13 protein-coding genes and 2 pseudogenes are annotated in these 14,445 nt (G+C 71.2%); 6 read left to right on the forward strand and 9 right to left on the reverse strand.

The genetic code is table 11. The features are described 5' to 3' along the window. Positions 1 to 20: 20 nt before the first annotated feature. Complete coding sequence (locus ACGFMK_RS17335; protein ID WP_392763637.1) at positions 21 to 509, reverse strand: MarR family winged helix-turn-helix transcriptional regulator; 489 nt, start codon at positions 507 to 509, stop codon at positions 21 to 23. Beyond that, positions 506 to 1,843 (reverse strand): PucR family transcriptional regulator, encoded by a 1,338-nt coding sequence (locus tag ACGFMK_RS17340; RefSeq protein ID WP_392763640.1) that lies wholly within the window; start codon positions 1,841 to 1,843, stop codon positions 506 to 508. Before ACGFMK_RS17340 ends, ACGFMK_RS17335 begins: the two co-directional genes overlap by 4 nt. 121 nt (positions 1,844 to 1,964) lie before the next feature. On the opposite strand from ACGFMK_RS17340, the gene ACGFMK_RS17345 reads away from it, so the two are divergent. The 4 genes from ACGFMK_RS17345 to pucD are packed head-to-tail and all read left to right on the forward strand — an operon-like array spanning position 1,965 to position 6,875. Continuing rightward, on the forward strand, positions 1,965 to 2,828 hold the full coding sequence (locus tag ACGFMK_RS17345) for an FAD binding domain-containing protein (RefSeq protein ID WP_392763643.1): 864 nt from the start codon (positions 1,965 to 1,967) through the stop codon (positions 2,826 to 2,828). Further along, positions 2,819 to 3,286 carry a (2Fe-2S)-binding protein gene (locus ACGFMK_RS17350; protein WP_392763646.1) on the forward strand — a complete coding sequence of 156 codons (468 nt, stop codon included), beginning with the start codon at positions 2,819 to 2,821 and terminating at the stop codon, positions 3,284 to 3,286. The genes ACGFMK_RS17345 and ACGFMK_RS17350 overlap by 10 nt, the downstream gene beginning before the upstream one ends. Continuing rightward, entirely contained in the window at positions 3,283 to 4,623 is a 1,341-nt protein-coding gene (locus tag ACGFMK_RS17355) for an 8-oxoguanine deaminase (RefSeq protein ID WP_392763650.1), read from the forward strand. The genes ACGFMK_RS17350 and ACGFMK_RS17355 overlap by 4 nt, the downstream gene beginning before the upstream one ends. After that, positions 4,620 to 6,875, forward strand: coding sequence for a xanthine dehydrogenase subunit D (pucD, locus tag ACGFMK_RS17360; protein WP_392763653.1), 2,256 nt, complete (start codon positions 4,620 to 4,622; stop codon positions 6,873 to 6,875). Before ACGFMK_RS17355 ends, pucD begins: the two co-directional genes overlap by 4 nt. Before the next feature lies 1 nt (position 6,876). Here pucD and ACGFMK_RS17365 read toward each other — a convergent pair whose 3' ends face one another. The 7 genes and pseudogenes from ACGFMK_RS17365 to ACGFMK_RS17395 form a co-directional block, all read right to left on the reverse strand. Continuing rightward, entirely contained in the window at positions 6,877 to 8,457 is a 1,581-nt protein-coding gene (locus ACGFMK_RS17365; RefSeq protein ID WP_392763656.1) for a glycoside hydrolase family 27 protein, read from the reverse strand. Positions 8,458 to 8,571: 114 nt separating this feature from the next. Beyond that, positions 8,572 to 9,126, reverse strand: a complete 555-nt coding sequence (locus ACGFMK_RS17370) for a TetR/AcrR family transcriptional regulator (RefSeq protein ID WP_392763696.1) — start codon at positions 9,124 to 9,126, stop codon at positions 8,572 to 8,574. 204 nt (positions 9,127 to 9,330) lie between these two features. Continuing rightward, a complete protein-coding gene (gene pucL, locus ACGFMK_RS17375) occupies positions 9,331 to 10,212 on the reverse strand; it encodes a factor-independent urate hydroxylase (protein ID WP_392763658.1) in 882 nt (293 codons plus the stop codon). Positions 10,213 to 10,215: 3 nt separating this feature from the next. Beyond that, on the reverse strand, positions 10,216 to 10,533 hold the full coding sequence (gene uraH / locus ACGFMK_RS17380; RefSeq protein WP_392763661.1) for a hydroxyisourate hydrolase: 318 nt from the start codon (positions 10,531 to 10,533) through the stop codon (positions 10,216 to 10,218). Then, complete coding sequence (uraD, locus tag ACGFMK_RS17385) at positions 10,530 to 11,009, reverse strand: 2-oxo-4-hydroxy-4-carboxy-5-ureidoimidazoline decarboxylase (RefSeq protein WP_392763664.1); 480 nt, start codon at positions 11,007 to 11,009, stop codon at positions 10,530 to 10,532. Before uraD ends, uraH begins: the two co-directional genes overlap by 4 nt. Before the next feature lie 79 nt (positions 11,010 to 11,088). After that, positions 11,089 to 11,319 (reverse strand): annotated as a pseudogene (locus tag ACGFMK_RS17390) (helix-turn-helix domain-containing protein); the annotation flags it as partial. 171 nt (positions 11,320 to 11,490) lie between these two features. Next, a pseudogene (locus ACGFMK_RS17395) lies at positions 11,491 to 11,775 on the reverse strand (DNA-binding protein); the annotation flags it as partial. A 129-nt stretch (positions 11,776 to 11,904) separates the two neighbouring features. Between ACGFMK_RS17395 and allB the strand changes: the two are divergent. Together allB and alc are read left to right on the forward strand one after the other, a co-directional pair. Then, positions 11,905 to 13,233 (forward strand): allantoinase AllB, encoded by a 1,329-nt coding sequence (allB, locus tag ACGFMK_RS17400; RefSeq protein ID WP_392763667.1) that lies wholly within the window; start codon positions 11,905 to 11,907, stop codon positions 13,231 to 13,233. A 1-nt stretch (position 13,234) separates the two neighbouring features. Continuing rightward, complete coding sequence (gene alc, locus ACGFMK_RS17405) at positions 13,235 to 14,248, forward strand: allantoicase (RefSeq protein ID WP_392763670.1); 1,014 nt, start codon at positions 13,235 to 13,237, stop codon at positions 14,246 to 14,248. Positions 14,249 to 14,445: the final 197 nt, after the last annotated feature.

The raw sequence follows: 14,445 nt of genomic DNA on the forward strand, positions 1-14,445 counted from the left end.
CTCCAGTTTCCGGTAGCCGCTCAGCGCAGCTTCGGCAGGGCGTCCCTGGCCGCGTGACTCAACGTTCGCAGGTCGTCGGCGAACCGCGCCCGGTGCTCCGCCGGCAACGGCGAAAAGAAGTACCGCTCGATGTTCGCCACGTGCAGTCGGCTCGCGCGGACCGTCGTCCCCTCGCCCAGCTCGGTCAGGCGCACCAGCTGGACGCGCCGGTCGTGCGGCGCGGCCGTGCGGGTCACCAGGCCGAGGCTCTCCATCCGGTCGACCAGCCGGGTCGCGCCGCCGGTGGTGAGCACCTGCTCCTGCGCGATCGAGCGCATGGTCAGCCCGTCGTCGCCCGCGCGCCCGACGATCAGCAGCACCTCGTACATCAGGTGCGTGATCCCGCACTCCCGCTCCAGCGCGCGCCCGAGCAGGTACTCGAGCCGGTTCGCGGCACCCTGCAGCCGCCCGAACGCCAGCACCCGGGGGTCGTGCCCCGCCTGCCGGGCCGACGTGATCTCGTCGCTCATCCCGGGTGGTCTCCCGCGCGCAACGCCAGGTAGACGTCGAGCTGGTCGGTGAACTCGGTCAGGTCCGCCCCGAGCAGTTCGCCGGCCCGGCCGATGCGGTAGCGCAGGGTGTTGACGTGGACGTGCAAGGCCTTGGCCGCCCGCGTCGGCGATCCGGAGCATTCGAGGAACACCCGGACGGTGTGCACGAGGTCCGTGTGCTGCTCGGCGTCGTAGTCCAGCAGCGGTCCGAGGACACGCCGTCGCAGCGCGGCCCGCACCCCGGCGGGAGCGCCGGCCAGCAGCAGCGTGTGCGCGTCCACCTCGTTCGCCGGAACCACGGTGACGCGGCCCGCGCGCCGGGCCGCCACTTCCAGCGTGTACCGCGCGGTCGCCCACGCCTCGTCCCGCGGCGCGGGAGCGCTGACACCGCACAGGATCCGCTTCGCCCGCAGCAGAGGTTCCACAGTGGACAGCTCTGCCGCGGCCCCGGCCGGCCAGCGCGCGGTCGCCGCGTACGAGGTCTCCCCGGCGGGCTCGAGCAGGAGCGCGCCGGGCAGCAGCTCCCGCAGGACGTCCCGGCTCTCGTCGCTGCCCTCGGTCCGCAGCGCGACCACCTGCACTTCGCCGGGCAACTCGCCTTCGGGGTGCACCGCCCGCGCCCGCGTGACGCCGACGAGTCCCGCGAGTTCCTCGGCGAGCTCGGCCTGCGCGGTGCTCAGCGTCCCGCCGGCGGCGATCAGCCACGGCACCGCGTGCCCGCCCTCCACCGGGAGCAGCGTCAGCGGCCCCGGCTCCTTGCCCGCGTACCGCCGGACGACCTCCTCGACCGGCATCGGCAGCGGCGTCGCCCCGGCGACCACCCGGCCCAGCGCCGACAGCACCCAGCACGGCAGCCCCAGTTCCGTCGACGCGCGCTCCAGCAGCGTCTCCACGGGCGCGTCCGCGGCCGCCTGCAAACGTTTGCGGGCCCCGTCGGACGCGGCGGCCAGCGCCAGCACGACCTGCTCGGTGACCACCGAGAACGACAGGTCGATCGGCACCTCCAGCAGCGGGATCCGGTGCCGTTCGCAGGCGTCGACGACGTCGTCCGGGATGCCGTCCGAGTCGGCGCCGGACGCCGCCAGCGCCGCCGCGCCGGAGCGGGCCAGCGCGGCCACGAACGGCTCGGCGTCCCCCGGCCGGCGCCACCAGAGCAGGCCCGAAAGCACCAGCTCACCGGCCGACAGATACCGTCCGGGGTCGGACAGCTCCGTGACGTAGATGCGGGTCACCGGCCGGTCGAGCAGGTCGGCCCCGGCCCGCGGGCGCAGCCGCAGCCCCGGCAGGCCCAGCAGAGTTTTCACGGTCGTCATCAGGCTTGTAGGAAAGCACAAACGCCCGGGGGTTCGCTCGGGTGCGTTTCATGTCCCGTGCCGTTGCCGCCCGCGTCCCGATGGGCGTCTACTGGTCCATCGCCCTCACGAAGGAGCAAGCGTGGAGTTCCTGCGTCCCTCGACGCTGGCCGAAGCCCTGGCTTTCAAGGCCGAGCGTCCCGGCGCCGTGCCCATCGCCGGTGGCACCGACGTCATGGTCGAGCTGAACTTCGACCACCGCCGCCCGGACGCCCTGCTGGACCTGACCACGGTCCCGGAGCTGGCGGACTGGTCCGCATCGGACGGCACCGTCCGGCTCGGCGCCGGCGTCCCGTACAGCCGCGTCATCGCTGAAGTGGGTGAACTCGTCCCCGCGCTGGCCATGGCCTCGCGCACGGTCGGCTCGCCGCAGATCCGCAACCGCGGCACGGTCGGCGGCAACCTCGGCGCGGCCTCGCCCGCCGGGGACACCCACCCGGTGCTGCTGGCCCTCGGCGCGCGCGTCGAGGCGGCCTCCGTGCGGGGGACCCGCATCCTCCCGGCGGAGGAGTTCTACGTCGGTGTGAAACGCCACGCGTTGGCGGCCGACGAGCTGATCACCGCCGTCCACCTGCCCGCGCACGCCGGGCCGCAGCAGTTCGCCAAGGTCGGCACGCGCAACGCCATGGTCATCGCGGTCTGCTCCTTCGCTCTGGCCCTGCGCGACGGCCAGGTCGGCGCCGCGATCGGCTCCGCCGCGCCGACCCCGCGCCGCGCTCGTGAAGCCGAGGAGTTCCTCGCCGCGGAGCTTCCGTGGGGCTCGTCGGACGCGTTGCCGGACTCCCTGAAGCGCCGCTTCGGCGAGTTGGTGGCCCAAGCGACGGCGCCGATCGACGACGTCCGCGGCAGCGCCGCCTACCGCAAACACGCGCTGTCGGTGCTGGCGCGGCGTACGTTGACGTGGGCCTGGGACGAGTACCGGACGGGGGAGCGGGTTTGCGCCTGAATGTCACGATCAACGGCGAGAAACGGCAGGCCGACGACGTCTGGGAGGGGGAGAGCCTGCTCTACGTGCTGCGCGAGCGGCTCGGCCTGCCGGGCTCGAAGAACGCCTGTGAGCAGGGCGAATGCGGATCCTGCACGGTCTACCTCGACAGCGTGCCGGTCTGCGCGTGCCTGGTCGCCGCGGGGCAGGCCGAGGGGCGCGTGGTGCGCACGGTCGAAGGCCTGGCCGACGGCGACGTCCTCGACCCGATCCAGCAGTCCTTTGTGGACCAGGGCGCGGTCCAGTGCGGGTTCTGCACGCCGGGCCTGGTCGTCGCCGCGCACGACCTGCTGAACCGCGTCCCCGACCCGTCCGACGAAGAGATCCGGGAAGCGTTGGCGGGGAACCTCTGCCGCTGCACCGGTTACGAAAAGATCCTCGACGCGGTGCGCGCGGTGGCGAAGGGTGATCTGGCGTGAGGACACTCATCACCGGTGGGGCGGTCGCCACGGTCAGCGGCGAGGAGTACGCGAACGGGTACGTCGTCGTCGAGAACGACCGGGTCGCCGAGGTCGGCGAAGGCGTCTACACCGGTGAGTTCGACGAGCGTGTCGACGCGTCGGGCTGCCTGGTCACGCCGGGCCTCATCAACACCCACCACCACCTCTACCAGTGGGCGACCCGCGGGATGGCCGCCGACCACACGCTCTTCGAGTGGCTGGTCGCGCTCTACCCGGTCTGGGGCCGGCTCGACGCGGAGATCACGCACGCCGCCGCCACCGCCGGGATGGCGCGGCTGGCGCTGACCGGCTGCACCACCGTCGCGGACCACCACTACGTCTTCCCGCGCGACGGGGGCGACCAGGTGGCGGCGCTGGCGTCGGCCCGGCAGCGGATCGGCGTCCGGCTGCACGTCGTGCGCGGCTCGATGGACCGCGGTGAGTCCGACGGCGGGCTCCCGCCGGACCACCTCGTCGAGACGACCGAGGACGCGCTGGCCGGCACCGAAGCGGCGATCGGCCGCTTCCACGACGACTCGGCGGAGGCGCACCTGCAGATCGCCGTCGGCCCGTGCTCGCCGTTCTCGGTCACCGAACGGCTGATGTCGGGCGCGGCCGAACTGGCCCGCAGCAAGGGCGTCCGGCTGCACACGCACCTCGCGGAGACCCTGGACGAGGAGAAGCAGTGCCTCGCCGAGGTCGGCTGCACGCCCGCCGAGTACGCCGACAAGCTCGGCTGGCTCGCCGAGGACGTCTGGCTCGCGCACACCGTCCATCTCGCGCCCGAGGCGATCCGCCGCTTCGGCGCGACCGGCACCGGCTCGGCGCACTGCCCGACGTCCAACGGCCGCCTCGGCACCGGCATCGCCCCGGTCCGCGACCTGCTGGACGCGGGCGTGGCGGTCGGCCTCGGCGTCGACGGGGCCGCGTCCAGCGAATCCGGCGGCCTCGGCGAAGAACTGCACCAGGCGTTGCTGCAGGCCCGCCAGCGCGGCGGACCGCGCGGGCTGACCACGCGGGAAGCGTTGTGGATGGGCACGATGGGCGGCGCCCGCTGCCTGGGCCGGGCGGACGATCTCGGTTCCATCGAGCCCGGCAAGCTCGCCGACCTCGCGGTCTGGGACCTGACCGGCCTGAACCACGCGGGCATCACGGATCCGGTCGCGGCGCTGGTCCTGGGTACGACACCGCCGGTGCGGCGGCTGTTCGTCGGCGGCAAGGCCGTCGTCGAGGACGCTGTTTTGCGGGAGGCCGACGAGTCCGAAATCGCGTCGGAGCTGAAGTCCGCGAGCGCCAGACTGCGGGAGGACCGATGACCACTTCCGTCAGCACCCAGGCGGTCAACGGCGTCGGCACCTCGCCGCGGCGCCCCGACGGCACGGTCAAGGTGCGCGGCGAGTTCGCGTACTCCTCGGACCTGTGGCACGAGGACATGGTGTGGGGCGTGACCCTGCGCAGCCCGCACCCGTACGCGCGGATCACCGGCATCGACCTCACCGAAGCCCTGAAGGTGCCCGGGGTCTACGCGGTGCTGACCCACGAGGACGTCCCCGGCGTCAACCGGTACGGGCTGGAGCACAGCGACCAGCCGGTGCTCGCGGCCGACGTCGTGCGGTACCAGGGGGAGCCGGTCGCGCTGGTCGCCGCCGACCACCCGGAGACCGCGCGTCGCGCGATGAAGCGGATCGTCGTTTCCTACGAAGAGCTCTCTCCCGTGACGGACTCCGAAGCCGCCGTCGCGGGCGAAGGTCCTTCGCTGCACGACGGCGGCAACGTCGTGCGGCACGTGAAGATCCGCCGCGGACCGCAGGACGTCACGGCCGACGTCGTCGTGTCCGGTGTCTACGAGGTCGGCATGCAGGACCAGGCGTTCCTCGGGCCGGAGTCCGGGCTGGCCGTGCCGGACACCGAAGGCGGCGTCGACCTGTACGTCGCGACGCAGTGGCTGCACGTCGACCAGCAGCAGATCGTCGCCGCTCTGGGCCTTCCGGTGGAGAAGGTGCGGCTGACACTCGGCGGTGTCGGGGGCGCGTTCGGCGGGCGGGAAGACCTGTCGATGCAGGTCCACGCGTGCCTGCTGGCCCTGCACACCGGCAAGCCGGTGAAGATGGTCTACAACCGCGAAGAGTCCTTCTACGGTCACGTCCACCGCCACCCGGCGAAGATGTACTACGAGCACGGCGCCACGCGCGACGGCCGTCTCGTGTACGTCCGGACGCGGTTGTTCCTCGACGGCGGCGCGTACGCCTCCTCGACCGGCGCGGTGGTCGCGAACGCCGCCACGCTCGGCGTCGGGCCGTACACAGTGGACAGTGTGGCGGTCGACTGCTGGGGCACCTACACGAACAACCCACCGTGCGGCGCGATGCGCGGCTTCGGCGCGGTGCAGGCGGCGTTCGGCTACGAATCGCAGATGGACAAGCTCGCGTCGGCGTGTGGCCTCGACCCGGTCGAGATCCGCGTCCGCAACGCGATGAGCGAAGGCGCGCTGATGCCGACCGGCCAGGCCGTCGACTCGGCCGCCCCGGTCGCCGAGCTGCTGGACCTGGTGCGCGCCAAGCCGATGCCGCCGGACCGGCCGTTCGACCTGCGACACATGCCGGGCGGCGTCTCCAACACGACGCACGGCGAAGGCGTCGTCCGCGGCGTCGGCTACGCGGTCGGGATCAAGAACGTCTGCTTCTCCGAAGGCTTCGACGACTACTCGACGGCCCGCGTGCGGCTGCAGCTGGTCGGGGGCGAGCCCGCGGCGACCGTGCACACCGCGGCCTGCGAGGTCGGCCAGGGCCTGGTGACGATCATGCAGCAGATCGTGCGGACCGAGCTGGGCGTCGAGCAGGTGACGGTGCTGCCGATGGACACCTCGATCGGCAACGGCGGCTCGACGTCGGCATCCCGGCAGAGCTACGTCACCGGTGGCGCCGTGCAGGCCGCCTGCGCGGCGGTGCGCGCGCGGTTGCTGACCCGGTTCGGCCGGAAGGCGCGCATCGTCGGCGGCAAGCTCGTCGCGGCCGACGGCCAGGTGCTCGCCGACCTGGGCGACGTCCTCGCCGGCGACGTCTACGACGAAACGGTGGAGTGGCGGCACCGGCCCACCACCGCGCTGGATCCGGAAACCGGGCAGGGCACCGCCCACGTGCAGTACGCGTTCGCCGCGCACCGGGCCGTCGTCGACGTCGACACCGAGCTGGGCCTGGTCAAGGTGGTCGCGCTGGACTGCGCCCAGGACGTCGGCAAGGCGCTGAACCCGCAGGCCGTCCTCGGCCAGATCCAGGGCGGTTCGGCGCAGGGGCTCGGGCTCGCGGTGATGGAGGAGATCCAGACCTCCGGCGGGAAGATCCGGAACCCCTCCTTCACCGACTACCTGATCCCGACGGTCCTGGACATGCCGCCGATGAGCATCGACGTCCTGGAACGCCCGGACCCGCACGCGCCGTACGGCCTGCGCGGGGTGGGGGAGCCGCCGACGATCTCGTCGACCCCGGCGATCGTGGCGGCGATCCGGGCCGCGACCGGGCTCGCGCTCACGCGCGTCCCGGTCCGGCCGGAGCACCTCACCGGGACCTGAGTTACTTGAGCGTCCAGTTCTGGTTGGCGTCGTCGTTGCAGTTCCACAGTTCGAGCTGAGTGCCGTTGACGTTGCCGGCGGGCTGGTCGCCGCCGGTGACGTCGGCGCACAGGCCGGACTGCGTGCCCGTGATGGAGCCGTCGGCGTTGAGCTTGAACTGCTGGTTGGTGCCGCCGTGGCAGGTCCAGGCGATCAGCTTGGTCCCGGCCGCGGTCGCGCCGCCGTCGGCGTCGAGGCAGAGGCCGTTGGCCTTGAGCTCACCGGCGCTGGTGAACGTCCAGGACTGGTTGGACCCGCCGTCGCAGTCCCAGATGTCGACCTTCGTGCCGGGTGTCGTGACGTTGCCGTTGATGTCGATGCAGCGTGACGACGACGCGCCCTGCAGTGGGTGGGCCGTGCCGATGGTGGAGCCGCTCGCGTTGGCTTTCACCCGGTAGATCACGGTGCTGTGCGACGGCACGTCGGCGCTGATCGTGCCGGTGCTCGTGGTCAGCTCCTTCGACCAGAGGTTGGTCAGCCGGTAGTTCGACGCGCTGGGCAGCCCGGCCGCGGCGGCCGTGGTCGAGACGGTTTTCGTGGTGCTGTTCTCGTTGAACAGGACGACGGCGACGTCCCCGCCCTGAAGGGGCTTCCTCAGGACGTCCAGCCCGCCGCTCGACGAGATCCGCGTGGCCTGCTTGCCGAGGGAGTCCTGGTCCACGGCGATGACGTCCGAATTGAGGTAGGTCGAGAAGGTGGCGACGCTGGCGCTGCGCAGGTCGGCGCCGGCGATCAGCGGCGCGGCCATCGCCGCCCAGAGCGTGAAGTGCGCGCGGTCCTCCTGGAAGTCCATGCCGTCGCCGACCTCGAGCATGTCCGGGTCGTTCCAGGCGCCGGGCTTCGCGGCGGACGCGAGGCCGACGTTCTGGCGGTAGATCGAGTCGATGCTGCCCCAGTTGTTGGTGATGTCCCCGGTGGTGCGCCACAAGTTGCCGACGTCCGCGGCCCAGGTCGAGGGGGAGAAGTTGCCCCACTCGCAGAGGCTGTAGGCGATCGGGCGGCCGGTGGCCTTGAGCGCGTCGCGCATGGCGGAGTACCGGCGGACGTAGTCCTGCTGGGTCTCGCCGCTCGGGCTGCCGCAGTTGTCGTACTTGAGGTAGTCGACGCCCCAGCCCGCGAAGCTGTTCGCGTCGGCCTGCTCGTGGCCGAGGCTGCCGGGGTAGTGCTGGCAGGTCTCGGTGCCGGCGCTCTCGTAGATCCCGAACTTCATCCCGCGCGCGTGGATGTAGTCACCGAGGGCCTTGAGGCCGCTGGGGAACTTCGCCGGGTCGGCGACCAGGTTGCCCGCGCTGTCGCGGTTCCTGGTCATCCAGCAGTCGTCGAGGTTGACGTAGGTGTAGCCGCGGTCGCGCATCCCGGAGCTGACCATCAGGTCGGTGGTCTGCTTGACGAGCGTTTCGCTGATGTTGCACTCGAAGGTGTTCCAGGTGTTCCACCCCATCGGCGGGGTTCTGGCGAGCCCGTTTTCCAGGGCATCGGCGGGCTGGCTGGCGAGCCCGATGACGGCAACGGCGGTGGCTAGGACGGCGAGGACACGGCGCATGGCGGCTCCAACCGAACGACGGTGTTGAGGCAGGAGGACTAGACCACTCCGTAGCCTCGATGTCCGTTGCTGCGCGGTCAAGCGCCATGTTGAGTATTCTTGTTGGATTCCCGACTAAAGTTGCTCGCTTTGGAGCCGTTTGGCGACGTCCACGCTCGTCGCACCCGCGACGGCCATGGCCTCGGTGTCCCGCAGCGCCCGGCAGAGCACGAAGGCGCCCTCGAGGCTGTTGACGACGGAGATGGTGAGCGTCCGGGCAGCCTCCCGGCTGAGCCCGAACCGGGCGAACTTCTCGGTCCCGGCCTCGATCCAGGCGGTGAAGACGTCGGCGGTGGCTTCCCGCAGCGGCTCGTTGGTGCTCGCGACCTCGAGGGCGACGGTCGCGATCGGGCAGCCTTCGACGTAGTCGGTGGCCTCGAGGGTCGCGATCCCGGCGGCGAAGAACGCCTCGATCCCGCTGATCAGGTCGGGCGCCGGGGCGATGAACAGGTCGAACAGCTGGATGTAGGCCAGCCCGGACTCCCGGACGACCTCGGTCCCGAGCTGCTCCTTCCCGCCGGGGAAGAAGTGGTAGAGCGAACCGAACGGCGCGTTCGCCTCGCTGACGATCTGCTTGAGCCCGGTGCCGCTGTACCCGTTGCGCCGGAACAACTCGGCGCCGGCGGCCATGATGCGTTCCTTGGTCCCTGCCACGGTTCCGAGGATACGCGTTCGTTAGAGCGTTCTATCAACAGCGGCTTGTCCACACCCCACCCGCGATGTGGACAAGCCGCCCCGGATCCCGCCTTTTCCGGCTTTCCGTCGAAGGCCCCCGATACGCTGGAAGCGGGGCCGGTCCCCCGGAGAGGGCGGGGGCTGCTTTTTGGGCGTTCGCTAGTGGATGTCCCAGGCCGGGCCGGGGTCCTCGGCGTCGTCGCGCAGGATCGTGCCCTCGATCAGCCCGTACGGGCGGTCGGCGGCGTAGAACACCTCGTTGTCGTTCTTCAGCCCGAACGGGCTCAGGTCCACGAGGAAGTGGTGCTTGTTCGGCAGCGAAAGCCGCACCTCGGCGACCTCGGGCCGCTGTTCGAGCACCGACTGGCCCATCGCGTACAGCGTCTGCTGCAGCGACAGGCTGTGCTTCGTCGCGAAGGTCTCCAGCAGCAGGCGCCGGATCTCGCCGTGGCTCTCCGCCCAGTCGATACCTTCTCCCTGGTAGCGCCACCGCGCGGTGACGGCGGTGGCCAGGATCCGGTCGTCGGTCTCGGCGAGGGTCGTGTACTCGTCGCGCGGGAAGCCGTGGAACTCCGAACCGGTCGACTTGAGCAGCGTCAGGCCGTCGACGCCGGACACGACCCACGCGCGGTCACCCTGGAACGTGACGGCGGTGGTGCGCCGCTCGTCGCCGGAGCGGCTGAAGGCGTGGTCGTGCGGCGCGCCGCCGACGGCGATGCGGTCCCAGCCGTGCTCGTCGATCTTGATCCGGGCGCCGGTGATGTTGGCCTGCGTGCCGGTGAAGTGCCGCGCCAGGCGCAGTCCGAAGTCCTCGATCTCGCCAACCGGTGCCTCCTTCGCGAAGGCGTACACGGTGTTCTTCTGCGTGTCGGTCGCGAGCACGCCGGCGTTGTCGCCGGTCAGGTGCGTCGCGGCCAGCTCACCGCGCAGCGACGTCGACACGGTGAGGTCCTTCAGGTGGTGGACGGGGCCGTCGCGGCGCACCGTCACCAGGCGGACCTCCGCCTTGCCGTACTGGTTGGGGCCCAGGGTGATGGCCACGGTTCAGCTCCCTCGGTAAGTCGAATAGGCGAACGGGCTGAGCAGGAGCGGCACGTGGTGGTGCACGGTGCCGTCGGAGATCCGGAAGGTGAGGGCCACCTCCGGGAAGAACGCGTCCGGGCCGAGGTACGCACCGGTGTCGAAGACGAGCCGGTAGCTGCCGGGCTCCAGGGTGTCGGGGCCGAGATCGCGGATCCGGCCGTCGTCGTCGGTGCGCCCGTCGGCGATCGGCTTGCCCCCGGCGGTTTCGAACCGGACCGCGATCCCCTTCGCGGGCCGTCCCGTCGCCGTGTCGAGCACGTGCGTCGTCACCAGGCTCACGCCGTCACCGCCTTGGCCAGCCGCAGCGCGGCGATCTTGAGCAGTTCCTGCCCGGCGACACCGAGTTCGGTCACCGGATCGTTGTCCAGCCGTTCGCGGAGGATCTTCAGCAGCTCGTCGCCGCCGCGCCCGCTGGCGCAGACGAGGTAGACGTGCCCGAACTTGGCTTCGTACTGGGCGTTCGCGGCGGCGAACTCGTCGGCGTTGTCCACACCGGACTGTTCGCTGCGGGACCAGTCGGCCTCGGTCCCTTGCTGCTTCGGCTTTTCGCCGATCCGCGGGTGCGCGGCCATGGCCTGGCGGATCTCGTCACTGCTCAACGGCAGGTCCGCGGCGGCCCGCAGAGCGTCGAGATTTTCGTAAGGCCGGCGATCGAGGATCGCGTCCGCCCAACGGGGGACGGCCAGGCAGGCCGTCAGCGCCGGACGTACGTCGCCGGCGTCGGCGGTGTTGAAGTCGGTGAGGGTGAGCGGCACGGGGAACTCCTCGTGAGTGGCGTCCCGCTGACCGTACGTCGACACCGGAGTTTCGTCAACATTTTGTTGAAAGCCCTGGTCAGTCGGCTTCCCGGTTCAGGTAGTTGTAGACGGTGAACCGTGTGACCCCCAACGCGTCGGCCACCGAGGAGACGGATTTCCGCAGGCCGAAGGCACCGCGTTCGCGCAGCAGCCGCACGGCGCGCTGCTTCCCGGGACGGTCGAGTTCGCCCAGGCCGGCGCCGAGTTCACGTTCGACATCGGCGATCAGCCGGGCGAGTGCATCGTTCAGCTCGACGGCCGGGGCGCTGTCGGCATCGCGCTGTTGTCTCGCTGGGCTGCCGGTCGTCTGCGGTTCGGCTGCCGGGTCACCTGTCGTATGCGGTTCGGCTGCCGGGCCACCTGTTGTGTGCGGTTCGGCTGCCCGGGCGCCTGTCGGATCGCGCTGTTCGGCGGCGGAAACCTTCGTTCCGGTCGGTCCGCCGGGTCGATCTTCCCTCTCGGCCGCTGCGCCGGCGTCTACTGCGGCCCCCACCAAGCGCACCTGCAGCGTGACCTGGGTGGCGCCACCGTCGAGCGCCGCCTGCGTGATCACGGGCAAGGCCTCGAGAAGCGCCTTCGCGTCGCCGCGGGCGAGGGTGCCGAGCGGCCCGAAGTCGGTGTCCAGCCCCGCTTCCGCGGCGGCGTCGCGCGCGGCGAGCGCGTGCTCGGGCGGCGAACCCTCGCCGTGGAACGGTTCGCTGGTGAACTCCGCTTCAAGCCGCACGAGGATGACCGTAACGCGCGGCGTCCGTCGTTGACGAGCGGCGCGGGCCGTGGTTAGTGTCGTTGTGCGAAACCGTCGTTCCGTACTGTGAAATCGGCGGCGACAATTCTCCCGGCGAAGGGTTCTCGGATGGATCTTGTGGTGCGCGCGGCCCGGGCCGTCACGGCCGAGGGCGAGGTTCCGGTGACGCTCGGCGTCGACGGCGGCCGGATCGTCGCGGTCGAACCCGGCGGCGCTCAGCTGTCCGGCGATCGTGTCGTCGAACTCGGCGACGACGTCGTGCTGCTGCCCGGACTGGTCGACACGCACGTCCACGTCAACGACCCCGGCCGCGCCGAGTGGGAGGGCTTCGAGACGGCGACCCGCGCGGCCGCGGCTGGCGGCGTGACCACGATCGTGGACATGCCGCTCAACAGCCTGCCGCCGACGGTCGACGTCGCGGCGCTGGAGGTCAAGCGCAAGGCGGCGGCCGGCCGGGTGCACGTCGACGTCGGTTTCTGGGGCGGTGCGATCCCCGGCAACGTCCCGGATCTGCGCGGCCTGCACGAGGCCGGCGTCTTCGGGTTCAAGTGCTTCCTGCTGCACTCCGGCGTCGACGAGTTCCCGCCGCTCGACCCGGCCGGGCTCGACGAAGCGTTGCGGGAGCTGAGTTTCCTGGACGCGCTGATGATCGTCCACGCCGAAGACGCGCACGAGATCGACGAGGCACCCGAGCCGCATGGCGGTCGCTATGTCGACTTTCTGCATTCGCGACCGCGGGCGGCGGAGAACCTGGCCGTGACGCACGTGATCGAGGCGGCCCGCCGGAATTCGGCGCGGGCGCACATCCTGCACCTGTCGTCCGCGGAAGCTCTGCCGCTGGTGGCGGAGGCCCGCCGCGACGGCGTCGCGCTGACCGCCGAGACCTGCCCGCACTACCTGAGTTTTGTCGCCGAGGAGATCCGCGACGGCGCGACGCAGTTCAAGTGCTGCCCACCGATCCGGGAGGCCGCCAACCGCGAACTGTTGTGGCAGGGCCTTGCCGACGGCGTCATCGACTGCGTCGTCAGCGACCACTCACCGTGCACGCCGGAGCTGAAACGCTTCGACAGCGGCGACTTCGGTCAGGCCTGGGGCGGGATTTCGAGCCTGCAGCTGGGACTTCCGGCGATCTGGACGCAGGCGCGGCAGCGCGGGTTCGCGCTCACCGACGTCGTCCGCTGGATGGCCGAGCACCCCGCCGCGCAGGCGGGAATGCGCCGCAAGGGGCGACTTGAGGTGGGCTACGACGCCGACTTCTGCGTGTTCGCGCCGGACGAGGCGTTCGTGGTCGACGTCGCGAAACTGAAGCACCGCAACCCGGTGAGCGCCTATGACCGCCGTCCGCTGGCCGGCGTCGTCCGCTCGACCTGGTTGCGGGGCACCGAAATCACCGGCGACGAGCCCTTCGGCGCGTTGCTGACCCGGGGGAACTGCTGAAATGGAGGCTGTGTTGTCTGACCGTCCTGAGTGGACAGAGCTGCCCGACCTCGCCTCACGCCGCTTCGGCGGCACCGTGATGTGGGCGACCGACGAGCTGTTCGCCGAGAAGGAGAACCTGGTCAACCCGTGGACGCCGGCGCACCGCGCCGAGACGTTCGGCCCGAAGGGCCAGGTCTACGACGGCTGGGAGACCCGCCGCCACCGCGAACCGGGTGACGACCAGGCGATCCTGCGCCTCGGCCTGGCGGGCACGGTCACCGGCGTCGTCGTCGACACGGCGTTTTTCAAGGGCAACTACCCGCCGTTCGTCTCGGTCGAGGCGGCGTCGGTGCCGGGCTACCCGAGCGCGGCGGAGCTGGCGTCGGCGGACTGGGACGTCCTGGTCGACCGCGCGCCGGCGGCGGGGCACACGGAGAACTTCTACACGGTCAACGGTTCCCGCAGGTACACACACGTACGCCTGACCCAGCACCCGGACGGCGGCGTCGCCCGCCTGCGCGTCCACGGGGCGCCCATCCCGGACCCGGACCTGCTTGATCTCGACGCCCTGGACCTGGCGGCCCTGGAAAACGGCGCCCTGGTGACGGGGTGCAGCAACATGTTCTATTCCTCGCCGAACAACATGTTGTCGCCCGGCCTGGCAGCCCATCAGGCCGAGGGCTGGGAGACGGCCCGCCGCCGCGACGACGGCAACGACTGGGTGACGTTCCGCCTGGCCGGCGCCGGAACGGTCCGCTTCGCCGAGCTGGACACGAGCAACTTGAAGGGCAACGCCCCGGGCTGGGCCTCGATCAGCGGCCGCGACACGTACGGGGAGTGGGTGGAGCTGCTGCCGAAGACTCGACTGCAGCCGGACACCCGCCACCGCTTCGCCGTACCGGACGCCCCGGAGGTGACGGAAGCCCGCCTGGACATCTACCCGGACGGTGGCCTCGCCAGGCTGCGCCTGTTCGGCCGCCTGACGGAAGCCGGGCGCGCGAACGTGAAGGCCCGGTTCGTCAAGACCCGCTGAGACTCGCATGCCGCACAGCGGAGTTGACGCGGTGTGTGCCAAGCCACACGGGTCGGTTTGTGCCACGTAGTCGGGTTTGACGAGTCGCGTGGTCCTCCTCTTCCGTGAGCCGTGAGCCGTGAGCCGTGAGCCGTGAGCCGTGAGCCGTGAGCCGTGAGCCGTGAGCCGTGAGCCGTGAGCCGTGAGCCGTGAGCCGT

Origin of the sequence: Amycolatopsis sp. NPDC049252 (assembly GCF_043197175.1) — a bacterium.
In the GTDB taxonomy this organism is placed as follows: Bacteria; Actinomycetota; Actinomycetes; order Mycobacteriales; family Pseudonocardiaceae; genus Amycolatopsis.